General features: G+C 53.0%; 25 protein-coding genes. 16 read left to right on the top strand and 9 right to left on the bottom strand.

Features of this window, described 5'->3' with window-relative positions:
• Positions 1–147: 147 nt before the first annotated feature.
• Positions 148–1239, bottom strand: coding sequence for a saccharopine dehydrogenase family protein (locus EYB48_RS14235; RefSeq protein WP_162021022.1), 1092 nt, complete (start codon positions 1237–1239; stop codon positions 148–150).
• 138 nt (positions 1240–1377) lie between these two features.
• On the opposite strand from EYB48_RS14235, the gene EYB48_RS14230 reads away from it, so the two are divergent.
• The gene (locus EYB48_RS14230; RefSeq protein WP_162021021.1) at positions 1378–1824 is read left to right on the top strand and encodes an Lrp/AsnC family transcriptional regulator; all 447 of its coding nucleotides are present in this window, start codon (positions 1378–1380) and stop codon (positions 1822–1824) included.
• A 73-nt stretch (positions 1825–1897) separates the two neighbouring features.
• Here the strand turns inward: EYB48_RS14230 and EYB48_RS14225 are convergent, their stop codons facing one another.
• Together EYB48_RS14225 and EYB48_RS14220 are read right to left on the bottom strand one after the other, a co-directional pair.
• On the bottom strand, positions 1898–2173 hold the full coding sequence (locus tag EYB48_RS14225; RefSeq protein WP_162021020.1) for a hypothetical protein: 276 nt from the start codon (positions 2171–2173) through the stop codon (positions 1898–1900).
• A gap of 213 nt (positions 2174–2386) precedes the next feature.
• The gene (locus tag EYB48_RS14220; protein WP_162021019.1) at positions 2387–2710 is read right to left on the bottom strand and encodes a hypothetical protein; all 324 of its coding nucleotides are present in this window, start codon (positions 2708–2710) and stop codon (positions 2387–2389) included.
• Between the two features lie 221 nt (positions 2711–2931).
• Here EYB48_RS14220 and EYB48_RS14215 point away from each other — a divergent pair, with 221 nt between their 5' ends.
• Positions 2932–4932 (top strand): prolyl oligopeptidase family protein, encoded by a 2001-nt coding sequence (locus EYB48_RS14215; RefSeq protein ID WP_162021018.1) that lies wholly within the window; start codon positions 2932–2934, stop codon positions 4930–4932.
• Positions 4933–4959: 27 nt separating this feature from the next.
• Here EYB48_RS14215 and EYB48_RS14210 read toward each other — a convergent pair whose 3' ends face one another.
• The 3 genes from EYB48_RS14210 to kbl form a co-directional block, all read right to left on the bottom strand.
• A complete protein-coding gene (locus EYB48_RS14210) occupies positions 4960–6342 on the bottom strand; it encodes an L-serine ammonia-lyase (RefSeq protein ID WP_162021017.1) in 1383 nt (460 codons plus the stop codon).
• 131 nt (positions 6343–6473) lie between these two features.
• Complete coding sequence (locus tag EYB48_RS14205) at positions 6474–7439, bottom strand: NAD-dependent epimerase/dehydratase family protein (protein ID WP_162021016.1); 966 nt, start codon at positions 7437–7439, stop codon at positions 6474–6476.
• A gap of 104 nt (positions 7440–7543) precedes the next feature.
• Entirely contained in the window at positions 7544–8749 is a 1206-nt protein-coding gene (gene kbl / locus EYB48_RS14200; protein ID WP_162021015.1) for a glycine C-acetyltransferase, read from the bottom strand.
• Between the two features lie 291 nt (positions 8750–9040).
• Between kbl and EYB48_RS14195 the strand changes: the two genes are divergently transcribed.
• From EYB48_RS14195 to thrC, 5 genes are all read left to right on the top strand, one after another.
• Positions 9041–9613 carry a helix-turn-helix domain-containing protein gene (locus tag EYB48_RS14195; RefSeq protein ID WP_162021014.1) on the top strand — a complete coding sequence of 191 codons (573 nt, stop codon included), beginning with the start codon at positions 9041–9043 and terminating at the stop codon, positions 9611–9613.
• Between the two features lie 75 nt (positions 9614–9688).
• Complete coding sequence (locus EYB48_RS14190) at positions 9689–11986, top strand: FdhF/YdeP family oxidoreductase (RefSeq protein ID WP_162021013.1); 2298 nt, start codon at positions 9689–9691, stop codon at positions 11984–11986.
• 5 nt (positions 11987–11991) lie between these two features.
• Positions 11992–12282, top strand: coding sequence for a hypothetical protein (locus EYB48_RS14185; RefSeq protein ID WP_202927791.1), 291 nt, complete (start codon positions 11992–11994; stop codon positions 12280–12282).
• A gap of 7 nt (positions 12283–12289) precedes the next feature.
• The gene (gene fdhD / locus EYB48_RS14180) at positions 12290–13150 is read left to right on the top strand and encodes a formate dehydrogenase accessory sulfurtransferase FdhD (protein ID WP_162021012.1); all 861 of its coding nucleotides are present in this window, start codon (positions 12290–12292) and stop codon (positions 13148–13150) included.
• Between the two features lie 184 nt (positions 13151–13334).
• Entirely contained in the window at positions 13335–14798 is a 1464-nt protein-coding gene (thrC, locus tag EYB48_RS14175; RefSeq protein ID WP_162021011.1) for a threonine synthase, read from the top strand.
• Between the two features lie 74 nt (positions 14799–14872).
• Here thrC and EYB48_RS14170 read toward each other — a convergent pair whose 3' ends face one another.
• Both EYB48_RS14170 and EYB48_RS14165 read right to left on the bottom strand, forming a co-directional pair.
• Positions 14873–15775, bottom strand: a complete 903-nt coding sequence (locus tag EYB48_RS14170) for an EamA family transporter (RefSeq protein WP_162021092.1) — start codon at positions 15773–15775, stop codon at positions 14873–14875.
• Between the two features lie 153 nt (positions 15776–15928).
• Positions 15929–16318, bottom strand: coding sequence for a DUF1842 domain-containing protein (locus tag EYB48_RS14165; RefSeq protein WP_235935143.1), 390 nt, complete (start codon positions 16316–16318; stop codon positions 15929–15931).
• A gap of 410 nt (positions 16319–16728) precedes the next feature.
• Here EYB48_RS14165 and EYB48_RS14160 point away from each other — a divergent pair, with 410 nt between their 5' ends.
• The 8 genes from EYB48_RS14160 (at position 16729) to EYB48_RS14125 (ending at position 23223) form a co-directional block, all read left to right on the top strand.
• Positions 16729–17121, top strand: coding sequence for a hypothetical protein (locus tag EYB48_RS14160; protein ID WP_162021010.1), 393 nt, complete (start codon positions 16729–16731; stop codon positions 17119–17121).
• Between the two features lie 306 nt (positions 17122–17427).
• Complete coding sequence (locus tag EYB48_RS14155) at positions 17428–17829, top strand: hypothetical protein (RefSeq protein ID WP_162021009.1); 402 nt, start codon at positions 17428–17430, stop codon at positions 17827–17829.
• Between the two features lie 6 nt (positions 17830–17835).
• Positions 17836–18375 (top strand): GNAT family N-acetyltransferase, encoded by a 540-nt coding sequence (locus EYB48_RS14150; protein ID WP_162021008.1) that lies wholly within the window; start codon positions 17836–17838, stop codon positions 18373–18375.
• A 114-nt stretch (positions 18376–18489) separates the two neighbouring features.
• Complete coding sequence (locus EYB48_RS14145; RefSeq protein ID WP_162021007.1) at positions 18490–19362, top strand: PhzF family phenazine biosynthesis protein; 873 nt, start codon at positions 18490–18492, stop codon at positions 19360–19362.
• 152 nt (positions 19363–19514) lie between these two features.
• Positions 19515–20627: a bifunctional 3,4-dihydroxy-2-butanone-4-phosphate synthase/GTP cyclohydrolase II gene (ribBA, locus tag EYB48_RS14140; RefSeq protein WP_162021006.1), complete on the top strand. Its 1113-nt coding sequence runs from the start codon at positions 19515–19517 to the stop codon at positions 20625–20627.
• A gap of 158 nt (positions 20628–20785) precedes the next feature.
• The gene (gene ribH / locus EYB48_RS14135; protein WP_162021005.1) at positions 20786–21286 is read left to right on the top strand and encodes a 6,7-dimethyl-8-ribityllumazine synthase; all 501 of its coding nucleotides are present in this window, start codon (positions 20786–20788) and stop codon (positions 21284–21286) included.
• A gap of 141 nt (positions 21287–21427) precedes the next feature.
• On the top strand, positions 21428–21892 hold the full coding sequence (nusB, locus tag EYB48_RS14130; RefSeq protein WP_162021004.1) for a transcription antitermination factor NusB: 465 nt from the start codon (positions 21428–21430) through the stop codon (positions 21890–21892).
• 158 nt (positions 21893–22050) lie between these two features.
• A complete protein-coding gene (locus tag EYB48_RS14125) occupies positions 22051–23223 on the top strand; it encodes a pyridoxal phosphate-dependent aminotransferase (protein ID WP_162021003.1) in 1173 nt (390 codons plus the stop codon).
• Positions 23224–23297: 74 nt separating this feature from the next.
• Here EYB48_RS14125 and EYB48_RS14120 read toward each other — a convergent pair whose 3' ends face one another.
• Entirely contained in the window at positions 23298–24239 is a 942-nt protein-coding gene (locus tag EYB48_RS14120; RefSeq protein WP_162021002.1) for a transglycosylase SLT domain-containing protein, read from the bottom strand.
• 480 nt (positions 24240–24719) lie between these two features.
• Between EYB48_RS14120 and ubiD the strand changes: the two genes are divergently transcribed.
• Positions 24720–26204, top strand: a complete 1485-nt coding sequence (ubiD, locus tag EYB48_RS14115; protein WP_162021090.1) for a 4-hydroxy-3-polyprenylbenzoate decarboxylase — start codon at positions 24720–24722, stop codon at positions 26202–26204.
• The last annotated feature ends 66 nt before the right edge of the window (positions 26205–26270 follow it).

Genomic DNA, 26270 nt, shown 5'->3' with positions numbered 1-26270 from the left:
GCTCTTGATAGGTTAATCGGCAGGATGAATGTGATGCTGTCCTCATCCTGCCCAGCAGATAGAAACGGCGTCAGTGTGACACAAGCGAGATGCCTGTGTCAGCCTGACGCAGGATCAGGTCGCACTTAAATTGTGTTCAGATTACGCTTAGATTGCATAGTAGCGGCCGAAGCGGTTCGCCAGGAAGTCAGACAACAGAGTTTGTTCCTGACGCACCAGTCCGTGTTGTGGCAGCTTTCCTGTTACCACCAGATCCACCATGGCGCAAATGCCGGATGCAGTTGTCAGCTGGATAGCGGACAGTAACTGGCCATTCACTTCCTGAGCATAGATTTTCTTGGCATAGGATTCCTGTTCCAGACGACCGTCGCGCATGCCAACCACGCTGACGAAGACCAGCACCACGTCTTGCTTGGTCATAGGAATTGCAGTTTCCATGACTTCTTTCAGGATAGGACGGCGTTCCAGTTTACCCAGTTGCAGATCACGGATCAGCATTTTGACGATGTCGCGGTGACCAGGGTAACGTACGGTTTTGTAGTTCAGATTTTGTACCTTGCCTTGCAGGCTTTCGCACAGTGTGCCGAGACCACCTGAGGTATTGAATGCTTCGTAGTCGATACCGTCCAGCGAGAAGTGTTCAATTTCTTCCAGTGCCGCAGTTTCGCGCAATTCGCCATCCACAATCGCCTCGCAAGGATTGCAGTATTCATTGATCAGACCATCAGTACTCCAGGTCAGATTGTATTTCAGCGCATTATTCGGGAAGGTCGGTAAAGCACCGACCCGCATGCTGACATCGCGCAGGGTCTCAAAGCGTTTTGCTACATCATTGGCAACGATAGAGATAAAGCCCGGCGCCAGTCCACATTGCGGCACGAAGGCGCAATCGGCATTGTCTGCCAGTTGCTTGACGATGCGTGTGCTTTCCACGTCTTCGGTCAGATCAAAGTAATGCGAGTTTGCCGCTTTGGCCGCACCGGCGATGATAGGTGTCAGGAAGTACGGGCAGGCGGACATGGTGACTTTGTGGCCGCGGATTAATTCTGTGACGGCCGCTTTGTCGCTCAGATCGGCTTGCACGATGCGGGTGTTAGGAAAGCCTGCCTGTTCTACGTATTTGAGGCGCTCAGCATCGCGGTCTGCCACGGTGATTTCATAGTCGCCGGTATGGGACAGCAGATTTAAGATCGCGTCACCGATTTTGCCAGCGCCCAGCAGGATGAGTTTGGTTGTCATGATTTTGTCTCCGGTTTGTTGTTTATAGGTTTACGCAGAGAGTCTAAGCCTGAGTTTTGTCAGATAATAGAGGGAAATTTATCGTCAGACTGCATGAGTCTGATACATTTTGACTAAAATTTATAACAAAATGACGATATGAGACCCGAACTCGATGAAGTAGACAATAAAGTACTGGCTTTGTTAATGGATAACGCCAGGTTGCCGGTCACCAGTATCGCGAAGCAGGTAGGGATTGCGCGTACAACGGTGATCGCCCGAATAGCGGCACTCGAAAAGCGCGGCATTATTGCCGGTTATGGGGTGCGTCTCAGTCATAAGCTGGTGCAGCCTGCTGTACGCGCCTACGTGGGTTTGTCGGTGGATGCGAAGTTTGCCAGTGCTTTGATTAAATACCTGCAGCAGTTGCCTGAGGCTGAGACTTTGTGTGCGGTCAGCGGAACGATAGACTATATGCTGACGCTGCGTTGCGATTCTACGGATACCCTGGATCGCTTACTGGATCAGATCGGAGCGATGGATGGGGTGCGTCAGACTGCGACCTCAATTATTTTGAGTAAGCGCATAGACCGTGGAGCGATCTGAGGCGGGAAGTTTGACTGAGTTAATCAGCGCGTCAGCAGGTTGCTGCGCGCCGGATCTGGCTTGAAAGCGGTGCTCAGATACCTGTGCTGGAGCCTGGTTTGCTGTTGAGCTGGGCTTTTTTGTCAAAGCCGTTGGTCTTCTTGGCGGCAGTTGCTGCACTGGACTCAGAAAAGTGGGTGCTGGACTGTTGCAGAATTTGCAAATGCACAGATGCGCGATCCAGGCCACTGCGATCCAGTGGGGTCTGAGCCTGCACACTGGCACTGGCGCTGGCAGAACTTGATTCTTGCGCGCTTTCGTTCAGGTTTTTTTCTTGCTGATTCTGTTGTATCGCGATAGAGGAGGTCATCGCTGACGCATTAGATCCGATTGCTGCACCAGACACAAATGTTGCTGAAAGCAAACAAAAGAGTAGAGGTTTTTTTAACATGATTGCCTGCTGATAGAGTAAGGTGAGACAAACTGCTCATTCAATTCCGGAACCGCTGCTGAATCTTTTTAGCGATGCAAAAGGTAATTGTCTGACACTAAGGCGATCGCGGTCAAGCCAAATAAAACTAAATCAGGCAAGAATTGCGGGTTTTTTTCTGAGTTTTACTGTGTTCTGTGCTTTGGGCTGAGTTTGGATATCGCTTGCTGCTTTCTCTGCCAGTGTCATCGCCTTGGCAGAAATCACGACGGTTTGCATCTGGGGATGGAATTGTTCCATGTCGTAAGCAATTTTTTGTTCAACTGTCATTTTTTGTGCTGAAATGATGACACTGGGCACTGCAGCTACATGTGGTTTGGGGGAAAGAAACGCCAGCGTTACCATTGTGGCAGCGCTCAGACTGGCCAGCGTCAGCAGACTAAAGGATTGCAACTTGGATAGCTTCTGGTTAGACATGATAGGTTTTCCTGTTGTTGGGGCGATGTCAGCACTGTAGATAAAATGCACAGATTGCACGATTGAAATGCGATGAATTGCAGAAAGTCAGGCATGAACTTCAGAAAACTTGAAATGAATGGCAAATACTTTGCCCAAATAATGCGGATACCATGAATCAAACGGTTTTTCTCTCTATGCTGCACAGGTCGGCCATTCAAAACCGGTGTTTGCAATTGCTGATGCTCGTCGTTATGCCGATGGCTGTGATGGCGGGGCCGGCTTGGGCGCAGCTGGCTGCCTGGGGTAGCTATCCAAAATTACCAGTGCTGAATGACGGCCCCGTTGCAGATCCGCTGGCCATATTAGAGCAAGGTAATGACCCTCAGGTACAGCTCTGGATGCGTCGTCAAAACGCCTTAAACCAGCAATTCCTGCAACGCTACAGCCGATTGGCAGAATGGCAGAAAACGGTACAAAAAACTGGACCTGCGCCAGAGCCAGAATCCGCAGCGCTCAGCAGCGCGGCAGGCCTGATCTGGACTGAGCGCGGGGCGGACCGACGTGCGCGGGTGCTGCAGAAAAATCCGGAGACCGGTGCCGAGCGGGTGCTCTATGTCTCAGCGCCGGAGGCAGGTATCAGACAGTTAATACTGGCACCAGACCGCAGCGCGATTGCGCTTCAGGTCAGTCAGTCTGAGCAGGAGCTTGCCGTGGTGATCCAGCTCGAAGATTTGAAGCCAGAGCCGGAACTCCGTATCGCGCCTGGCAGTGGGCTGAGTTGGCGTGCTGACAGCCGGGTACTTTACTATCAACCGGCATTGGGGCCGATGACAGAGTTATGGCAGCATCAGCTTGGGCAGCCAGTGCAGCTTGATAAGGCTGTGCTGCGCAATGCTAAAGGCGTGCAACTGCGCGCGCATGAACGCCTGCAGCTCTTGATTGCTGAACAGACTGATGCGGTGCTGCTGGTCAGCCGGAATGTGCAGCAACAGATCACGCAGCTTGCTGTTGCGCGACGGTCTGAATTCGATAAAAACTCAGCCCGCTGGCAAGTGTTAGCTGGCCTGCCTGAACAATGGAAAGATCTGGCGCTGCAGGGTAAGGACTTGCTGCTGATTGCGGATAGCAAGTCAGTGACAAAAGTCGCAAAGCAGTCGGAAGGGTTTAAGCAGAATGCAATATACAGACTGCCTCTGAATGCGCCGCAATTCAGCAACGCAAAGCTGGAATTTCAGGATGATAAGCTGGACTTGCAGCGACTGGCTGTGCGTAATGGTACCGTGTTTGTGCTGGCCTATCGCGATGGTGCGCATCAATTGCTGCAGATTGTAAGTAAAACCAAAGCAGAGCAAGTGCCGTTACCATTTGCCGGACGCGTGCGTCACTTGAGCCTGGCAAGCGAGGGTAAGGGGATTTTGCTCGATATAGAGGCTGCGGATCGCCAGCATGCCTGGTATCTGGCATCAGACGGGACGGAGTTTTCTCCATTGTTAAGAGAACGCTCAGACGGCGCGGCGGCGCTACAGCAGCGTGCTGCTATCCATACTTTGCCAGGACAGGCGGGTGCGATCACATTGTTGTATCCGCGTGGTGCCGAAGTCGATGGTAAACGCCCGGTATTACTGATGCTGGCGCCGGAATTGGCGCGTCCAGAAAGTTTTACTGGCGGATTTCAAGCCTGGCTGGAGCAGGATGCGATAGTCGCCACGTTGGTATTGCCAGCCTCGGGTAAAGAGCGCGCCGCCGACAGCCTGATCGCGGCAGCGGAGTATCTGGTCGGCGCATCGATTTCTGCTGAAGGTAAAATTTTCCTATTCGATACCGGAAGGGGTGATGCAGCGCTGATGCAGGCCGCCCTGCAAAGGCCAGCTTTGTTTGGTGGCGTGGCCTTACGCAATCTGCGGATGGATGCGGTAGCAACAGTGAAAGCTAAGAGCAAGCAGGCAGAAACGGCTGTCGCCAGCGATCTCGATCGTTTGCCATTTCAATCGCGTCTGCAGCAAGGGCTGCCGCATCCGCCGGTATTGCTGTTAGCGGATAAGGCAAAGTCAGAGCAGGGCTTTGTGATGACAGCCAAGCTGGCTGCAGCTTTGCAGCTATTGTCAGGTAGCCCGCAGGCACCGGTATTGATTAGCTTATCGGCTGACAAAACCATAGATGATGCCGAATGGAAGGCCAATGCCTGGGCATTTTTTCTGTGGAAGGCGGGGCTGCCGCGTTTTGCGCTGGCGCCCCGTTAGTATCTGCCTGAGCCAGGTATAAACGTATCAGCAGGCAGCGTAGTTCACGCTGACGACGTGGATAGCCAGGCCGCCGAGTGAAGTTTCTTTGTACTTGGCCTGCATGTCGGCGCCAGTCTGGCGCATGGTTTCGATTGCATCATCCAGTGTGACTTTATGCGTACCATCGCTGCGCAGGGACAGGGACGCAGCGGTGATGGCCTTCACTGCGCCCATACCATTGCGTTCTATGCAGGGTATCTGGACCAGGCCACCGATAGGATCGCAAGTCATGCCCAGATGGTGTTCAATGCCGATTTCTGCCGCAGCTTCTATCTGTTCATTGGTACCGCCCAGTGCTGCTGTCAGACCAGCTGCAGCCATAGCGCAGGCTACCCCGACTTCACCCTGGCAACCGATCTCAGCGCCGGAAATCGAAGCATTCTTTTTGCACAGCATGCCAATTGCGGAGGCAGCCAGCAGGAAGCTGCGTACGCCTTGTTGCGGGTTACTCGGTTTGCAGTCTTCGGCGTAGTAGCGCAATACAGCCGGAATAATGCCGGCTGCGCCATTGGTTGGTGCTGTTACGACGCGGCCACCAGCGGCATTTTCTTCATTCACAGCCATCGCATATAAACTCACACGGTGCATGCCGTCATGCGGCAATACATCGGTCGTTTCATTCGCGGTACGCCACAATTTGGCGGCACGGCGCTGCACTTGTAAGCCGCCCGGCAGTTCGCCGCTCAGTTGCAGGCCGCGCGCGATACAGGCTTTCATCACCGACCAGATTTTGTCGAGACCATCATCCAGTTCCTGTTCGGAGCAGTGCACCAGTTCGTTGGCGCGCAACATGGCAGTCACGCTCAGACCGGTACGTTTGCCATGTGCCAGCAGTTCAGCCATGGTGGCAAAAGGATAGGGGACTGCTTTATCGGTAGCGGTTTCAGCTGAAGCGGGTTGTGACAGTTCTTCAGCTGAATAGATAAAGCCGCCACCGGTAGAGTAAAAAGTTTTTTCTTCTGTGCTGCCATCCTGGCGGGTCAGGATGAATTTCATGCCATTTGGATGGCCGGGCAAGACTTCCTGTTTAAACCACAGGATATCTTTGTCGGCATCAAATGCAACCGGGTATTCGCCAAGCAAATGCATTTGCTGGCTGCTGCGCAATTGTGCCAGCTTGTCGGCCACGCTTTCCGGTGCCAAATCTTGTGGTGTTTCACCCATCAGGCCCAGTAACACAGCGGTATCAGTCGCATGGCCGCTGCCGGTCAGGGCCAGCGAACCATACAGGGCTGCCTGTACTTTGCTGACTTGTTGCAGATTGCCAGCTTCCAGCAAAAAGCGTCTGGCTGCCAGCATGGGGCCGACGGTATGGGAACTGGATGGACCCACGCCTATTTTAAATAAATCGAATACACGCATGTCCATCGTATGACCTCTTTGTCTCTTATTTGGTGTGCGCAAAATGACTCAGGCTAAGTAGTCTGGTCGCAAAGAGGCATGATGCGCTCATTGCGATGTTGGTGCCTGAATCTTTTTGCGCTAATTTTGAAATTAAATTATGCAGCTAACTCCTTGCCATCGACACGAATATTTTTCAGCATGTCGGTGACCAGATCCTGCAAGCCTACCTGCGCCTGCCAGCCCCAGTCTGTGCGGGCTTGTGCATCGTCCAGGCTTTGCGGCCAGGAAGCTGCGATCGCCTGGCGGCTGTCGGGAGCGTAGTGTATGTCAAATGCCGGCAAATTTTGTTTGATTGCAGCTGCCAATTCGCGCGGATTAAAACTTAAACCGGCGACATTATACGAGGAACGCACAGAAAGTTTGGCGGCATCTGCATCCATCAGCGAAATCGTGGCGCGGATTGCGTCCGGCATGTAGATCATCGGTAAGGTGGTTTCCGCTTCCAGGAAGCAGCTGTAGGCTTCACCGCGCAAAGCGGAATGGAAAATCGCGATTGCATAGTCGGTGGTGCCGCCGCCTGGTGGCGACTTGAAGCTGATGATGCCAGGGTAGCGTATGCTGCGTACATCGACGCCATATTTTTCGAAATAGTATTCGCACAGGCGTTCACCGGCCAGTTTGCTGATACCGTAAATCGTGCTTGGGTCCATCACCGTATATTGCGGCGTATTGACTGGTGGCGTATTCGGGCCGAACGCGGCGATAGAAGAAGGCCAGAACACTTTCAACGGTTTGCCAGCTTCGCCGCGAATACGCGCGATTTCCAGGATGTTGAGCAAGCCATCCATATTCAGTTCCCAGGCCTTCAGCGGCGCTTTTTCGCCAGTTGCGGACAGCAGCGCTGCCAGCTGATACACCTGCGTGACCTGATATTGCTCGATGACTTCGGTAATGCGTGCCGCATTCAGTACATCAATGATTTCATAGATGGCCGCGCCATACAGGCTGGCTGGGCTGATATCCGCTGCAATCACATTGTTTGCACCATGCTGTGCTGCCAGAGCTTCCACCAGTTCGCTGCCGATCTGACCGTTAGCACCAATTACAAGAATTTTTTCCATGTTTGTTTCCAGATTAAGAATAGATAGCTAAATCGACGTAAAACTAAGGCGCAGCCAGTGTGCTGCAAATTTACATGCTGGCCTCAGTTTTCGTCAGTGCTGAATTACGGTATCAGTCCGAGTTCGCGACCCGCCTGAGCGAAAGCGGCGAGTGCGGTGTCGAGTTGTTCTATGCTGTGTGCAGCAGACAGTTGCACCCTGACCCGGGCTTGTCCCATTGGCACCACAGGGTAGAAGAAGCCGGTCACGAATACGCCTAATTCATACAGACGGGCGGCGAATTTCTGCGCTACCGGCGCATCGAACAACATGACCGGAACCACCGGATGCGTACCTGGCTTAATCGTGAAGCCGAGTTTGACGATTTCGCGACGGAAGTGTTCAGTATTGGCATGCAGGCGATCACGCAGTTCGGTGGAGACAGACAATCTTTGCAGCACCGATAAAGAAGCACCGGCGATTGACGGTGCCAGTGTGTTGGAGAACAGGTAAGGACGGGATTTCTGACGCAGGGTATCGATCACTTCTTTACGTCCAGCGGTGAAGCCGCCCATCGCGCCACCCAGTGCCTTGCCCAGGGTGCCAGTAATAATGTCGATGCGTCCGAGCACATTGTGATGCTCGTGCGTGCCGCGGCCAGTCTTGCCCATGAAGCCGGAAGCGTGGCATTCATCAATCATCACCAGTGCATCGTATTTGTCTGCCAGTTCGCAGATTTTATCGAGCTGGGCGATGGTGCCGTCCATAGAGAAAACACCATCCGTTACGATGATACGGTGACGTTTATCGGCAGCGGCTTGCAATTGTTTTTCCAGATCGGCCATGTCATTGTGTGCATAACGATAGCGTGCGGCTTTACATAAGCGGATGCCGTCGATGATGGATGCGTGGTTCAGTGCATCGGAAATGATGGCATCGTTTTCATCGAACAAAGGTTCAAACACACCGCCATTAGCGTCGAAGGCGGCTGCATACAGGATGCAGTCTTCCGTGCCCAGAAATTCGGCAATCGCTTTTTCCAGTTGTTTGTGGACGGTTTGTGTGCCGCAGATAAAGCGTACCGATGACAGACCATAGCCGAATTGCTCGGTCGCGGCGATCGATGCCTGCACCATGGATTCATCGCCGGACAGACCCAGATAGTTGTTCGCGCACAGATTGATCAGTTGGCGACCATCGTCGCAGGTCACGACCGCGCCCTGACGCGAAGCAATCACGCGCTCTGGTTTAAACAGGCCTTGTTCACGTAAGCCATTCAGGTTGCCTGCCAGTTTATCGATAAAGGCGAGTCTGGAAGTATTCTGGGTCATGCTAGTCTCCGTCTGATCTGGTGCTGGCCAGAGTGGGGTAATCGTAGTTGGATGTGCCTGATAAAGTCTTGCAGCAGTCGCTGGTTTTCAGCATATTTGTCACGCTCTTTTAGTGTTTCCCGGTAGGCAGCTGTTACACTGCTAAACCAGGAAACTGAACAAACTCGCAAATATGCTAACAAATACAGTCAGGCACGCCGCGTTAAATAAATCTTAAAAAATCCAATATTTAGAACTAAAGTTCAATATATCGAATATTAATCATACTTTTTTAGTGGTGCAATAGGCTTTATGAAAAAAGTTTTGTCGAATACGCCGCCGGAAGTCGGTGCGACTTTGCAGAAAATGCGTCTGGAGCGTGGTCTTACTTTAGAAGATTTATCCAGAACTGCCGGAGTTTCTAAGTCTATGCTGTCGCAGATAGAGCGCGAAAAAGCCAATCCAACCATCGCAGTTGCATGGCGCCTCGCCAATGCGCTGGGGGTGACGATGGCAGAATTGCTCTCTTCTGAATTGCCTGCTGCAGAGAGCATACGTTTGCTGGAAGCCCATGAAACGCCAACTTTGCCGGGTGAGCATGCGGGATATGTGTTACGCATCCTGGGACCGATGGAGCTGGCTGGCAAATACGAATGGTATGAACTCACACTCGCAGCGGGTGGTGCCTTGGTGTCAAATTCACATGACCCAGGCGCATCCGAGCATCTGACGGTCTTGAGCGGTCAGATTGAAGTCGAAGTCGAAGGTCATAAAAAGAAAGTCAAAATTGGTGCCACTGCGCGCTACGATGCGGATAAAAATCACGCAATCCGGAATACCGGTAAGACCGAAGCCAAAGCTTTGCTGGTGGTCATACATCGCTGATCAGCGCAGTCAGCTGCGGTAGCAGGCCTTGGTGATGCTGTCGGCACAGGAAATACAGAATTTGCAGGGGAAAGCATGAGTAAAAAAGTGATTCAGGTCTACAACCGGCCTGCCGGTGGCTGGGGTGCATTGAAAAGCGTTGCGCAGCAATTGTTGAATCAGGGCATACCGGGTAAGGGCGCCCGGACTTTGCTGTCGGCGAATCAGCCGGACGGCTTCGATTGCCCGGGTTGTGCCTGGCCGGATTCTGACCATACCTCGACTTTTGAATTCTGTGAGAACGGTGCCAAGGCGGTTGCGGCTGAATCGACTGCCAGACGCGCTACCCCAGCTTTATTCGCCTCGCATACGCTGGCGGATTTGAGCCGTCACAGCGATCACTGGCTGGAAGATCAGGGCAGGCTGACCCAGCCTGTACGTTACGATGCAGTGACTGATCGCTATGTTGCGGTATCCTGGGATGAAGCCTTTGCCTTGATCGCTCAGCATTTGCGCGCCTTAGCACGGCCTGATGATGCGATTTTCTATACCTCAGGCCGCACCAGCAATGAGGCAGCGTTTCTGTATCAGTTGTTTGTACGCGAATTCGGCACCAATAATTTTCCGGATTGCTCGAATATGTGCCACGAGCCATCCGGTCTTGCCATGCGCGAAGCCATAGGGATAGGCAAGGGCACGGTGCTGCTGTCAGATTTTCAGCAGGCCGATGCGATTTTCATTTTCGGACAAAATCCCGGCACTAATCATCCGCGCATGCTGGGCGAATTGCGGGCCGCGTCCAAGCGTGGCGCGGCTATCGTGTCCTTCAATCCTTTGCGTGAGCGAGGGCTGGAGAAATTCCAGGACCCGCAGGATGCGCTGGAGATGTTATCCGGTGATGGCAGCACCATTTCCTCTGATTACCTGCAATTGAAGATAGGCGGCGATCTGGCTGCGGTCAAAGGCATTATCAAATATGTGCTGGAAGCGGATGCGCTGGCGCAGCAGCAAGGCCAGACGCGGCTGATTGATGTGGGTTTCATTGCGCAGCACACGGCAAATTTTGAGGCATTTGCTGACGAAGTCGGGCAAGAGTCCTGGGATACCATCGTGCGTGAATCCGGCCTGGAACGCAGCCAGATTGAGCGCACGGCACAAACCTATTTGCATGCGCGTAGCGTGATTGCCTGCTGGGGCATGGGCATCACCCAGCATAAACATTCGGTCGCAACGATACAGATGATCGTGAACCTGTTGTTATTGCGTGGCCATCTGGGGCGTCCCGGTGCCGGTGCCTGTCCGGTGCGTGGGCACAGCAATGTGCAGGGCGACCGCACCATGGGCATCAATGAAAAACCGGCAGCTGCTTTCCTCGATCGATTGCAGCAAGTGTTTGGTTTTGAGGTGCCGCGTGAGCACGGCTATGACACGGTGGGCGCGATAGAAGCCATGCTGGCGTCACCGGATAAAGTATTTTTCGCAATGGGCGGTAATTTTGCGACTGCGACGCCGGATACTGAACTCACGCATCGTGCCTTACGCAATTGTGCACTCACGGTGCATGTGGCGACCAAATTAAACCGCAGCCATCTGGTCTGTGGCCGTGATGCGCTGATCCTGCCTTGTCTGGGCCGCACTGAAATTGATATGCAGGCCAATGGCCCGCAGGCGGTCACGGTGGAAGATTCGATGAGCATGGTGCATCTGTCTTCCGGCATGAATGTCCCGGCCTCGCCTGATTTATTGTCTGAGCCGGCGATTGTGGCACGCATGGCAGTGGCGACCTTGCAGGACAGAACCCGCATAGACTGGATGGCGCTGGTTGCAGATTACGACCGTATCCGCGACAAAATCGCTGAAGTGTTTGACGACTTTGCCGGTTTCAATACCCGGGTAAGGGTACCGGGCGGTTTCCATTTGCGTAACAGCGCGCGCGAACTGGAATGGCGCACGGCAACTGGTAAGGCCAACTTCTTTGCGCATGCGGTACCGACCGATCTGCCTATCCATCAGGCCAGAAGCGCGCAACAGCAAACTGTGTTCAATCTGGCGACCATACGTTCGCATGATCAGTACAACACCACCATCTATGGCATGAATGATCGCTATCGGGGTGTGTTCGGTGAGCGCCGCGTGCTGTTTATCCACGCTGAAGATATCCGTGCCCTGGGCTTCCGTGCAGGGGATTGGGTAGACATCACCAGTATTTCAGAAGATAAAGCCGAACGTAGCGTCAAACGCTTTATGCTGGTTGAATACAATATTCCACGCGGCTGTCTGGCGGCTTACTTCCCTGAGACTAATGGCCTGGTCGCCTTGTCCAGTGTGGCCGACCGGGCGCGTACGCCGACCTCCAAATCGATACCGGTCACACTGGCCGCGCATCAGGCCTGATCCATATGACGATGGAGACAACCGCTCCCGAAGCAGAGCAGGCCGATCTGACTATGCTGGCGCAGATAGAAGCGCTGATGCTGGCCTTGCGGCAGGAGGCGCAGCCGGTATCGGCGCAAAAGCTGTGCAAACGCTTAAATGTCCGTATGAGTACCTTGCTGCGCTGCCTCGCCTATCTGGGGGAGCAGGATATTGCGGGACAAGCAGGATTAGGCTGGGTACACAGTGGGCAGCAGGGCGAGCGTCTGCTGCTCAGCCTGACGGCGACCGGTCTGGCGGCATGCGCATCATGGTGAGGTCGCGATGAGCCAGGATCAGCCAGTCACAGAAGACGTGGACAGTCTGCCGCTGAGTCTGGCGGTGACCGTGCAGCGTGTACGTTATGGCGAACCCGGTATGCAGGCGGTTACCGACCAGGTGGCGCAGGAAGTGCCGGTGGCGCTGGTCTATAACGGCATATCGCATGCCGTGATGATGGCCAGTCCGGCCGATCTCGAGGATTTCGCACGTGGCTTCAGTTTGTCCGAGGGCGTGGTCAGCCAGGTGCAGCAGATTTACGATATCCGCATACTGCAGCAGCATCAGCCTGCAGGTCTGGTGCTGGAGATGCAGATCGCCGCTGAATGTTTTGATCAGCTCAAACGACAGAAACGCCAGCTGGCCGGACGTACCGGTTGCGGTCTGTGTGGCATCGCCAGCCTGGATGCCTTGCCGCAGTCCTGTGCGCAGGTCAGCGCCGGATCACCTATCCCGCTGGCCGCGATCCAGGCCGCGCTCCGGCAAATGCCGGCGCTGCAGCTACAAAATGCAGTCACCGGTGCGCTGCATGCGGCAGCCTATGCCAGTCTGGATGGGCAAATTTCAGTGTTGCGGGAAGATGTAGGTCGTCACAATGCACTCGATAAGCTGACTGGTGCATTGGCGCAGCAGTGGCGGCATGCACAGCGGCCAGATGGCTTTTTGCTATTAAGCAGCCGCGCCAGTTATGAGCTGGTGCAAAAAGCGGCAGTCGCGAATATCCGCCTCATGGTCTGTCTGTCAGCCCCGACCGCGCTGGCCTTGCAAATGGCACAGGACGCCGGTATCTGCCTGATAGGATTTGCGCGGCAAAGCGGACTGGTGATCTACACCCATCCGGACGCTGTTCTGCTGCCTGATGCCTGATCATGATGGCGCTGGCAATGAGCGCCAGACCTGAATATATGCAATAAAGATATATCCTTAGATGCATCTGAATATAAGAAAGAAAATCTGAGTTTTTGCCAAATTTGTGCAGGTTATTTGGTAGTAAGGGCGATATAATGGGGTGAAAATTTACCTCATCGACTCTACTATCCTTGCTCAAAGTATGCATTACGCCTCAACTCGCGGACATGCCGCGTCGCAAAGTTTTTCCGAAATCCTGTTAGGTGGGCTGGCCCCGGACGGTGGCCTGTATCTGCCTGCCAGCTATCCTCAAGTCACAGCAGCAGAGCTGAATGCCTGGCGCAAACTGTCATATGCCGAGCTTGCATTTGAAGTCTTGCGTAAATTTGCTACCGATATTCCGGAAGCAGATTTGCGTGCCATGACAGCCAAAACCTATACCGCTGAGGTCTATCGCAATGCGCGTGAGGGTGAAGATGCGACCCAGATTACGCCTTTGCGCGTGTTGCAGGAAGATGGCTCGGGCCGTAAGCTGATTTTACAAGCCTTATCGAATGGCCCTACGCTGGCGTTCAAAGATATGGCGATGCAATTGCTCGGCAATCTGTTTGAATATGCACTCGCAAAAAATCAGGCTGAACTCAATATTTTCGGTGCAACCTCCGGCGATACCGGCAGTGCGGCTGAATATGCGATGCGGGGCAAACGTGGCATCCGCGTATTCATGCTGTCACCACACCAAAAAATGAGCGCCTTCCAGACCGCGCAGATGTTCAGTCTGCAGGACCCGAATATTTTCAATATCGCGGTAGAAGGCGTATTCGATGATTGTCAGGACTTGGTCAAGGCGGTGTCGAATGATCTTGCCTTCAAACAGCAGCAGCGCATCGGTACCGTGAATTCGATTAACTGGGCCAGGGTAGTGGCACAGGTGGTGTACTACTTCCGTGGCTATCTGAGCGCGACTACCGGCAATGAACAACAGGTTTCCTTCACTGTGCCATCCGGTAATTTTGGAAATATCTGCGCTGGTCATATCGCCAGAATGATGGGCTTGCCTATCGCTCAGCTGGTGGTGGCGACCAATGAAAATGATGTGCTGGATGAGTTTTTCCGTACCGGCATTTACCGCGTGCGTGCTTCCGCCGAGACCTGGCATACCACCAGCCCGTCTATGGATATTTCCAAGGCCTCTAACTTTGAGCGTTTCATTTACGATTTGCTCGATGGCGATGCGGCGCGCGTCAAACACTTGTTTGCGCAGGTCGAAAGTAAAGGCGGTTTTGATTTGTCCGGTGCGCCCGGCAGTGATGGCGATGAGTTTAGTAAAGTCACACAGTTTGGTTTTGTCTCTGGTAAATCGGTACATGCAGATCGTATTCAGACCATACGCCAGGTCAGGGAGCAATACGGCCTGACGGTCGATACCCATACTGCCGACGGCATTAAGGTCGCACGCGAGCACTGGCAGCCCGGCGTGCCTATGATCGTGCTGGAAACTGCCTTGCCAGCCAAATTCAATGAAACCATACGCGAAGCACTGGGTGAAGATGCACAGCGTCCTGCCGGATTTGAACAGATCGAAGCACTGCCGCAGCGCTTTATTGTGATGCAGCCGCGAGTCGAAGCAATGAAAGCCTATATCGCCGAACATACCGGCTTGTAAGCGACTAAGCATAAAAAGAAAACGGCGCTGTCTCTGATCCAGAGGCAGCGCCGTTTTCTTGTGGTCAGCAAGGTTCAGGCGGCTGGCGAACGCGCATTCCAGGCAGCGAGCAGGCGGGCGCCAAACACATTGATCAACAAGCCACCCATCACCGTCAGCGCGCCGATGATTTGCAGCTGACTCAGTGCCTCACCCAATAACAGCCAGGCGGCACTCAAGCCTATCACCGGTACCATCAGCGTCATCGGTGCCACCATATGGGTAGGCAGGCTGGATAGCAAGCGTCCCCACAGCGTGTAACCAATCAGCGTTGCCGCTACCGCCAGATAAACGATAGTCAGCGCAGAAGACAGCGACATATGCGTCAGGCTGTGAACGATGGTATCGCGGCCTTCGAACATGAATGACAGCGCAAAGAAGGGCAGGATGGGAATCAGTGCGCTCCAGGAAACCAGACTCAGCACCGCAGTCGGGCCGATTTTTTTATTAATCACATTGCCGCTGGCCCAGGAAAAAGCTGCGCATATCGTTAAGGCGAAACCGGCCAGTGTCACCTGCTGCGCGCTGCCCTGCAAGCTGGCGCTGCCCAGGATAAATAAACCCAGTGCCGCCACCAGCATGCCACACAGATTACTCAAATGCAGTTTGTCGCCAAACACCAGGGCCGATAAAGCCACTGTAAAAAATGCCTGCGATTGCAATACCAGTGATGCCAGTCCAGCCGGCATGCCGACTGCCATAGCAGAAAACAAAAAGGCAAATTGTCCCAGGCTGATGGTCAGTGCATAGGCCAGTAACAGGCGAAGCGGAACCTTGGGGCGAGGCAGAAACAGTATCGCAGGGAAGGCCACCAGCATGAAGCGCAGCGCGCCCATCAGAAAAGGCGGTATGCCTTTCAGGCCGATTTTAATCACAACAAAATTCATGCCCCATAAGACCACCACGACCAGCGCGGTCAGCAAATGTTGGGGACGCAGTGCAGTAGCTGACATGAGGTGCCTTGTTATCAGGAAGATCAGTCAGTGTAAGCGATTCTGCGCGCATGACAGGTGAAAAAAATACAGCCTTGCGCACGCGACAGGCATGGGCAAGGCTGAATGTAGCTAACGCAGCCAATCTGATTCAGGAAATCAGCCAGCCAGATGTTTGACCGGTACTTGCTCCACGTGCACATTGCCATAGCTGAAGCCGCCAGTACCTACCCATTCACCATTGATCGCCAGATGGGCTTCGAATGGAATTTCCAGGGGCATAGGGCCATCCGGATGGATCAGGCCATGCAGGCTGACCACCTGGGTCACATTGCCATAACCTGTTGCAAAAATTTTGCCTGTGACATTACCGCTGTAATTACCGTTTTCAGTCGCCTGCGTCACATGGACATGACCCGACACATGATGCTGGCCCGGTACCACGACCAGTGCATAGGTGACCAGCGGAGCGCCGACTAACTGGGTGTTGCCTATCGTGCCTTTAACCAGGTATGCGCCGATGATAGGGGATGTTGCTGTAGTCATCATAACCTCATAATCGTAATGGAATTTCCTACTCGTCAGGCTTTTCGGAATATCGCCCCGGGGTGTTGTTAAGGTTCCCGGCTACCGCACATCATCCAACTGCGCGGCAGCCGGACACTTGGTACTGATTGCAAATGCTGTGCCAGTACGAAATCAGTATTTCGCCCGCTGCTGTAAGGGTGAATGTGACTGGTTATGTGCCCGAATTGGGTGGGGGATTACATGTTATGGTGTTGTGTTGACATGGAAGTTTTTGGCATTGATGAAGTGCGTTTTCACATGGTTAGTACAAATGTGGGGCGATTTCGCCGAGAGAAATTGTTTCAGTTTTGCATGTGTGGGTAATTGAAGTAATTGTAAATAAATGTTACATTTAAAGTTCAATATTACAATTATTTAGTTTGGGGAATTAGATGAAAAAATATGCATGCGTTACAGCTTTGGTGGCTTCAATTTGTTTAATGGGGTGCGCGAGTGTCGGTAATGAAAGTTTGAGAAAAGAATCAGAATCCACAGCAAGGCAAAAGATTGTTGAGGGCAAAACAACGAAAGATGAAGTGCGTCGTATGTTTGGTTCGCCGTTGAAAACTTCCTTTACTGACGGCGGCCTTGAAATTTGGAATTATGAATTCAGTAACGTTTCGGCAGATGCAATTAGTTTTGTTCCAATCGTTAATTTGTTTGGCGCATCTGCGAGTGGTAAGAAAAAAGAATTAGTTGTCTTATTTGATCAGGCAAACGTAGTTAAACGTTTTTCAATGAGTGAATCAGATGTGACACAAAAAACAGGTTTATTTAATAATTAATTCGTATCATATTTGTACGCACTTAACTTAAGTGACGTTCGCAAAACTGTCTGGCAGAGCTTATGGAAGCTTGCTATGTGGCTTAGGCCGAGAAGGCATAATGCTATGCCAAGCAGTTTTGTGTAAGTTCTATGTTTATGGTTGCATATATTTAACTAAATAAAACTTCTTAAAATGAACAATCCGAGGTTTTCGGGTTTTCAATGGAAGAACAGGGTTCTCTTTCCAGTTAAATCGACATTAATGTGCCATTCTTATTTCTTTGATTGAAAAAATCACTTCGTTGCTTAAATTGAACTTATCTTAATGTGTAAGCTTTTTATTTTAAGCCTGTTATTTATCTGCGCCATGCCTGCCTCGGCTGAGTCTTCCTGTGCGGTCCGCGCGGCGCAATTGCTGGCGCAGGGGAAAGCGACAGAGCTGGCTACCTGGTTCAACACAGCATCCCCGAACAGTGCGGCGGCATTAAGTAAGCTCGCGACCGAGTTGGGCGCGCTGGAGGGTATCGCAGCGGCAACCAGGCCGCGATCCGGTAACAGTGTCCGGCTGTCTGTGCAGGCAGATGGCTTGCCTGCTTCGTATGCGCATAGCGCCAGTTGGGCAGATGCGGTATCGCAGAAGCTGGGCGCAGTGCAGATTCAGACTTCGGTCGCCTCAGCGCAAAGCTGTCAGTTGCTGGCGTTGTATATCCACGCTTCACCGCGTTAGGCGATTATGCGTAGCCATCTGCAATTGCGCACCGGCCAGCCGCACATCCTTTTGCGCGATTTGCAGCGCAGTGATGCCGCTGCCTGGTACGCCTGTTTACAGCAACCGCAAACCATAGAGCACACCAGCTGGAATTTACGTGATCTGCAGGATTTGTTGCCGCAGTTCGACCTCTTCGCATCCTCAGAGGCGGGATCACAGATACGCCTCGCAATCATCGATGAACGCGATGGAAGACTGCTGGGGACGATAGGTTTTCATACCATATCGGTCCCAAATCGCAGTGCCGAATTGTCCTACGATCTGGCCCCGGCTTACTGGGGACAGGGTATCGTAGCCAGTGCGGCGCGCGCCTTGCTGACGTGGGCCTACAGTGAAATGGGCTGGGTACGCATACAGGCCACAGTCTTGCCATCGAATTTAGCCTCGATACGGGTGTTGGAAAAGCTGGGTTTCGAGCGCGAGGGCTTATTGCGCTCTTTCCGGCAGGTGCGCGGTGTGGCTGGCGATTTCCTGGTGTATTCACGGCTGGCGCAGGATGCCTGATTACAGCGTCTGTAGCGATTAGCGCTGTATTCCCTTGTACTTGCCATAAAGTTCTCTGTCTGGCCGCAGACCATCCATTACACTGCTGGCATTTACTCCAACCTGTTCAAATCTATGCGTGACTATGCCTACCGTTTATTGAATGTATTTGCCGAAGCGACTTTTGGCGGCAATCCCCTTTGTGTGTTCGAAGATGGGCGCGGCTTGACTGATACCGAGATGCAGGCGTTAGCGCGGCAGTTTAATTTGTCTGAAACCGTGTTTTTGCTGCCGTCTGATCAGGCGGATAGGCATATGCGTATTTTTACGCCGGGTACGGAGATGGCGTTTGCCGGTCATCCCAGTGTCGGCTCTGCAGCCGTTGTCAGCGAACTGCTGCAGACCGGTAGTCAGCTCAGTTTGTCGTGCCGCGCCGGGATAGTTCCTTTGCAGCGCAATGACGCAGTCTGGTCTTTTGTAGCGCCTAAGGTGGCGCAGATTACGCCTTGCCCGGCCAGTGCGGCAGAACTGGCGCCGGTATTGGGCTTGCGGGCCGAGGATATCGTGGCTGAGCCCTTATGGGTCAATACTGGCTCGGATCAGTTGCTGATAGCCGTGAACAGTGCGGCTGCTTTGCAGCAGGCGGGACTCCGCGCTGAGTTGCTGGCACGCTGGCCGCGCAGTAGTCTCGGACGCCGCACCGTCTTTGTTTTTTATATAGAACAGAACAGCGACCATAGCGTGCAAGGGCAGGCTGTAATTCAGGCGCGCTATTTTTTCGAGCGTGCTGATGGCGGCGTCGGCGAAGATCCGGCGACTGGCTCGGCCTGCGCCAACCTGGGTGCCTGGCTCAGGCATCAGAATATGCTGTCGCAACAACAATACTGTGTAGAGCAAGGTGTACAGATGGGACGCCCCAGCGTCTTGTATCTGGATATTTCCGGGCAGGAAAAGATACGGGTCGGTGGCAAAGTCATAGAAATCGGCCGTGGCCGCATTCAAATTTGAGGAAAATCCAGTCTAAAGCGCAGAAAGCGCAGGAAGAGTAAGGCGAAATCCTTTAAAATAGCGGGATTCTTTTCAATTGCAGCTTGTGCAGGCTGCGCTGTCATTCTGGTCATACAGTATCAGCAGCCGTGCCGCATCAGGACTATCTCCCTATGAGTATCTCTACTACCCAGGAAATCGTTGCAGAATTACGTGCAGGTCGCATGGTGATCCTGGTCGACGAAGAAGACCGTGAAAACGAAGGCGACCTGGTGATGGCCGCCGAATTCGTGACACCGGAAGCCATTAATTTTATGGCCAAGTTTGGCCGCGGCCTGATTTGCCTGACGCTGACGGAAGAACGTTGCGAACAGCTGAATCTGGCGATGATGACCAGTCGTAACGGCACTGCCTACGGCACTAATTTCACCGTCTCGATAGAGGCGGCGGAAGGCGTGACCACCGGTATTTCAGCTGCTGACCGCGCGCGTACTGTACGTGTGGCGGTGGATAAGAAAACCACGGCGCATGACATCGTGCAGCCTGGCCATGTTTTCCCGCTCAAGGCTCAAAAGGGTGGCGTACTGATGCGTGCCGGTCATACTGAGGCAGGTTGCGATCTGGCGGAGCTGGCCGGACTGACACCGGCTTCGGTGATTTGCGAAATCATGAAAGACGACGGCACCATGGCGCGTCTGCCTGATCTGATCGCGTTCGCGCAGGAACATCAGCTCAAAATCGGCACTATCGCTGATCTGATTCACTATCGCAGCCAGACCGAAAGTATTGTTGACCGGGTTGCAGAGCGCGCTATGCATACTGCGCATGGCAGCTTCAGAACCATCGTTTATCGTGATAAACCCAGCGGCTCTGCCCATCTGGCGCTGATTCACGGCGAACTCGCAGCAGATAAAGAAGCCCTGGTACGTGTGCATCAGCCAGTATCAATACTGGATTTGCTGGAAAGTCAGGCGACTACGCATTCATGGAATATCGCGGCGGCGATGCAGGCCATCAAATCCTCTGAATCCGGCGTGATCGTGTTGCTCAATTGCGAAGAAAGCGCGGAACAGTTGTTTGATCAGTTCACCGCGCTCAATACGCCAGAGACCCGCCCGGTCAGCCGCGCTGCCAGAATGGATTTGCGTAACTATGGCATAGGTGCGCAAATCCTGAAGGATGTCGGCGTTGGTAAAATGAAGTTACTGGCAAATCCACGTAAAATGCCGTCGATGACAGGCTTTAACCTGGAAGTCACTGGCTATCTGGATAAGCCTGCGGTTTAAGTCATGCCGTGTTTCACACCGCAATCCAGTTTCACTGGCAGCAAATAAGCAATACGAATAAGCAATACGAATAAGCAATACATTCGCAGTACTGAACCCCATGTAACTACGGGGTGCAAATCGATAAGTTTTAAGCGCGTCAGCGCAAAAGGAAGATCATGACAGTTGGACACTACGAATCAAATCTGGATGGCGCAGGCGTACGCGTTGGTATCGTTCAGGCCCGCTTTAACGACAATGTGGGTGCCGGTTTGCTCAATGCCTGTCTGGCTGAATTGAAAAACCTGGGCGTGATGGACGAAGACATCCTGCACGTGACCGTGCCGGGTGCATTGGAAGTGCCACTGGCATTGAAGAAAATGGCGCAAACCAATCAGTTTGATGCCTTGATTGCGCTGGGCGCGGTGATTCGTGGCGAAACCTATCACTTTGAACTGGTTTCGAATGAATCCGGTGCCGGCATTACCCGCGTCGGTCTGGATGCGGGCATTCCGATTGCGAATGCAATTCTGACCACTGAAAATGACGAGCAAGCCGAAGTCCGTATGCAAGAAAAAGGTGCGGACGCAGCGCGGGTTGCTGTTGAAATGGCGAATCTGACCCTGGCTCTGGATGAACTCGCTGAAGCCACAGAAGATCTGGACTACGACGACGAATAATCGTCCTGCTGTGGCGGCCTGCAGGCCGATTGCACAAAGAGCGCAGCCGGTTGAATTGTAAGGGGCAGGCTTTTTGTCCGCCTTTGCGCATGCAGCACTGTCCGGCAGTAATGAACGTAAAAGTAAGAGTAAGAGAAAATAATGACCACAAAAACCATACACGCGAATCCAAGTAAGAATCGCTCCCCGCGCCACCGTGCGCGTGAATTCGCTTTGCAAGGCCTGTACCAATGGCTGCTGAACAATGAAGATTCCGGCGTAATCGACGCCCATATCCGTCAGGCTCATGGCTTTGATAAAGCGGATCGGGAGCACTTCGATATCCTGCTGCACGGTGCGATCAATCAATCCATCCAGTTGCGCGAAGCGTTTGCCGATCTGATCGATCGTCCGCTGGTTGAGTTATCCCCGATTGAGCACGCTGTGCTGCTGATCGGCGCATATGAATTGAAAAATCATATCGAAATCCCCTATCGCGTTGTGATTAATGAAGCCGTAGAGCTGACCAAATCCTTTGGTGGTCTCGATGGCCATAAATACGTCAATGGCGTGTTGGACAAGCTGGCTGCCAAGCTGCGTCCTGCCGAGATCGCTGCAGGTAAATAATTTGCCTGCCGAATTGATATCGGTCACAGTATGATCTGTCCGCCTGACTTCTGACTGAAGCAGGCGGATTTTTTTTGTAGCGACGGGACGCGCAGCCTGAGCTTACATCGCCTTTGCCCCCCATCTTTTTCTGACGCAGAATTTCAGGATAAAACACTATGCAACATCATCTCGCATCCCGGCTCGACCATATCTCGTCTTTCCATGTGATGGAACTCATGAAAATGGCGGCTGAGCTGGAAGCGGAAGGGCGGCACCTGATACATATGGGTATCGGTGAGCCTGACTTTACCGCGCCACCGGATGTGATTGCTGCCGCCACCGCTGCGATGGCTGAGGGTAAATTGCAATATACCTCTTCGTTGGGTTTGCCCGCCTTGCGCAGCGCTATTTCGCGCCATTACCGCGATGAATTTGGGCTGGACGTGCCGGCGCAGCGGATTATTGTCACAGCCGGTGCATCTGCTGCCTTACTGCTGGCCTGTGCGGCGCTGGTGGAGGCGGGTAAAGAAGTGCTGATGCCTGACCCCAGTTATCCTTGTAACCGCCATTTTGTTGCGGCCTTCGAGGGACAGGCCAGGCTGATCCCATCCGGCCCGGCTGAGCGTTTTCAATTGTCGGCACAAATGGTGCGTGCGCATTGGGGGGCGCAGACTGCCGGGGTATTGCTGGCTTCGCCATCGAATCCTACCGGCACCTCGATTCCGCAATCGGAGCTGCGCGAGATCATAGACATCGTTAAACAACGCGGTGGCTACACCATCGTCGACGAGATTTACCAGGGACTGAGTTACGAAGGTGCGCCGTTTTCTGCCTTGTCGCTGGATAAGGATGTGGTGGTGATCAACAGCTTCAGTAAGTATTTCAATATGACAGGCTGGCGCCTGGGTTGGCTGGTGGTGCCGGAGAGTATCGTGCCCGCTGTCGAAAAACTAGCGCAAAACCTGTTTATCTGTGCGTCGGCCGTGGCACAACATGCGGCGCTGGCCTGTTTTACGCCGGACAGCCTGGCAATCTATGCGGCGCGTAAAGAAGAATTCCGGCGTCGCCGTGATTATCTGGTGCCAGCCTTGCGCGAATTAGGCTTGGATGTACCGGTGACGCCGGATGGCGCCTTTTATGTGTACGCTGATTGTTCGCGCTTCAGTGATGATGCCGATGCCTTCACTAAACAAGTACTGCGTGAAGCCGGGGTGGTGATTGTACCGGGTAAGGATTTTGGTCCTGCGACTGCGCACCGTTATGTACGTTTGTCTTACGCCAATTCGCTGGAAAACCTGCAAGAGGCGGTGCGTCGTCTCAAGGCTTTTCTACACCCTGAAAAAAGCTAAGCCTAAAAAATAAGCCGCCTGTGCGATGAGCAGCAGGCGGCTTATTCGTGTAAGGATGTCTTGTTGCGTTGCGCTTACAGCGCGGCTACCTGATCCTTGGCTTCGGTTTTTGCCTTAGCTTCGTTTTGATCATTACGGATCACAGGTACGGTTTCTGTGTTGCGAATCACAGGAACGGCTGCCGGAGCAGGGTTGCTGAATACGGTAGGAACATTTTTACCGGCCGACACGTCTTTCAGACGCTTGTATTCGGTCAGCACGCGTGAGCCATAGCCGGAATCGCTATCCATGGCACCAGCGCCCACATACATTTTCAAGCCAGCTTCGACCGAGCCACCGCGTGATACATAGTCTTTCAGGATCAGTGCGCCGACTTTGATGTTGGCAACCGGATTGAGTGCAGCTTTGACGCCACCCATTTCCTGAAATTTTTCATGATGCACTTTGGACATGACCTGCATCAGGCCCTGAGCACCGACCGGGCTTTCAGCAAAAGGATTCAGGCCGGATTCTATCGCCATTACTGACAGTATCAGCAGCGGGTCGATTTTAATTTCTTTCGCAGTCAGATAGGCCGCAGAGACCAGCATATTGGTTGCATCGGTCGCGATGCGGTAGCGTTTGGACAGCCAGTTAGTTACCCATTGTTGCTGGCGTTGGTTACCCAGCATTTTGGCATCTTCTTCGGAAAAAACCGCATTGTGTGCAGCAACTTCCGGTTTTGCCTGACCCGGGGCTTGCATCAGCATCGCCAGGCTTGGGGGTGGTACTTCCGCTTCGGCCACTTCTTCTTCGGCGGTCGCGAATGGAGACAGATCTTTAAATTTATCTGCTAACTCCGGTTTGAAAAACATGGTTGCCAGCGCGAGCATCGCGATGACACCGGAAATCGTCAGGATTTGACGTACTGCGTGCATCAATGCCGGAGCAGATGCGAATGCTGGGACCGACTGCGCAGGGCGCTGGTCATCCGCAGCTGAACTACCAGAAACAGCTAAGTTAATACGTTGAAGCATTTTTACCTCCTGAAATTACGCGTCGCAGGTAGTGACTTCATACTCTGCAATTCAAACAGCCGCGTATCAGAAACATCGTCATCGTCGCAAGGCGCGAGCGGATGACGCCGGAGTTGTTGATCCATGTGGTCTGTCTGACCTGCTACCGGAGCATCCGGTGATCAACAACTTTTTTCGGGTGAAGGCAGACGCCTTTCGAAAACAATCCTTACAATGTTATGTGGGGCCCGATCCCCGTGAATGATGTTACCGTTAGTGGCGAAACTTTCTTCGCATGGAAAGTGCCGGAAGCCAGAAGCTCTTCATCAAGTTGGGCGAATTGTAGGGGCGGTTTTATATCGAGTCAATACTATCAAAATTGATTTCTATAACTTATAGGTATAAAGAAAACTGCTGCAAAGCAGCAAAAAACAATAAAATCAAGCACTTAGCGGATTTAGCTTGACCAGCGTATTCAGATAGAGAAAAAAGCGAAAAATGATGAAATATTCGGATTTGAGAGATTTTATTTCTCAGTTGCAACAATTGGATGAACTAAAAGTGGTGGATGTCCAGGTTTCCCCGCATCTGGAGATGACAGAAATCTGTGACCGCACCCTGCGCGCCGAAGGTCCGGCGCTGTTATTTCGCCATCCGACCGGACACAGCATCCCGGTATTAGGTAATTTATTCGGGACGCCTAAGCGCGTGGCGCTGGGCATGGGAGCCAGTGACCTGAGTGAATTACGCCAGATTGGTCATGTGTTATCGGCACTTAAAGAGCCAGAGCCTCCGAAAGGTTTTAAAGACTTGCTGGGCATGGGCTCGCTGGTGAAAGCAGTGTGGGATATGGCACCGAAAGAAGTACGCGGCGCGAAATGTCAGGAAATCGTGTGGGAAGGGCAAGACGTGGATTTGGCGCGCTTACCGATACAGCATTGCTGGCCGGGCGATATTGCGCCACTGATTACCTGGGGGCTGGTGATTACCAAGGGCCCCAATAAAAAGCGCCAGAATCTGGGCATTTACCGTCAGCAGGTACTGGGCCCGAATAAGGTCATCATGCGCTGGCTTGCGCATCGTGGCGGTGCGCTGGATTTCCGTGAGCATGCCATCATCAACAAAGGCCAGCCTTATCCTATCGCAGTGGCGCTGGGTGCCGATCCGGCGACGATTTTGGGTGCAGTCACGCCGGTGCCGGACAGCCTGTCGGAATACCAGTTTGCCGGTTTGCTGCGCGGCAGCCGCACTGAACTGGTCAAGGCTATCGGCAGTGAATTACGGGTGCCGGCATCGGCAGAAATTGTGCTGGAAGGCCACATCTATCCGGATGAAAACCATCCTTCCGGCTATGAGCATGCATTGGAAGGGCCGTATGGCGACCATACCGGCTATTACAATGAGCAGGACTGGTTCCCGGTATTTACCATCGATCGCATTACCATGCGGCGCGATCCGATTTACCATTCCACCTATACCGGCAAACCACCGGATGAGCCGGCGGTATTGGGTGTGGCGCTGAATGAAGTGTTCATTCCTTTGCTGCAAAAGCAGTTCACGGAAATCACCGATTTCTATCTGCCGCCTGAGGGCTGCAGCTACCGCATGGCCGTTGTGCAGATGAAGAAAGCCTACCCCGGTCACGCCAAACGCGTGATGTTTGGCGTTTGGAGTTTTCTGCGGCAGTTCATGTATACCAAGTTCATTGTGGTGGTGGATGAAGACGTGAATGTACGTGACTGGAAAGAAGTGATCTGGGCCATCACCACCCGCGTTGATCCGGTGCGGGACACCACGCTGGTCGATAACACGCCTATCGATTATCTGGATTTCGCCTCGCCAGTCAGTGGTCTGGGCGGAAAAATGGGGATAGATGCGACCAATAAATGGCCAGGCGAAACCGATCGTGAATGGGGTACTACCATCACCATGTCGCCCGAAGTGAAAGCCCGGGTCGATCAGATCTGGCAACAACTGGGACTGTGAAATCCGGCGCAGGCGATGAGTAAGCTTTTGTCATTGAGTGAAATGGATGACTGAGTAAACATGCGC

The sequence above is a fragment of the Cognatundibacterium crateris genome (genome assembly GCF_010078235.1).
GTDB lineage: Bacteria > Pseudomonadota > Gammaproteobacteria > Burkholderiales > Burkholderiaceae_D > Undibacterium > Undibacterium crateris.
Note: the sequence above shows the minus strand (reverse complement) of the source record. Positions and strands in the feature narration are given on the sequence as shown.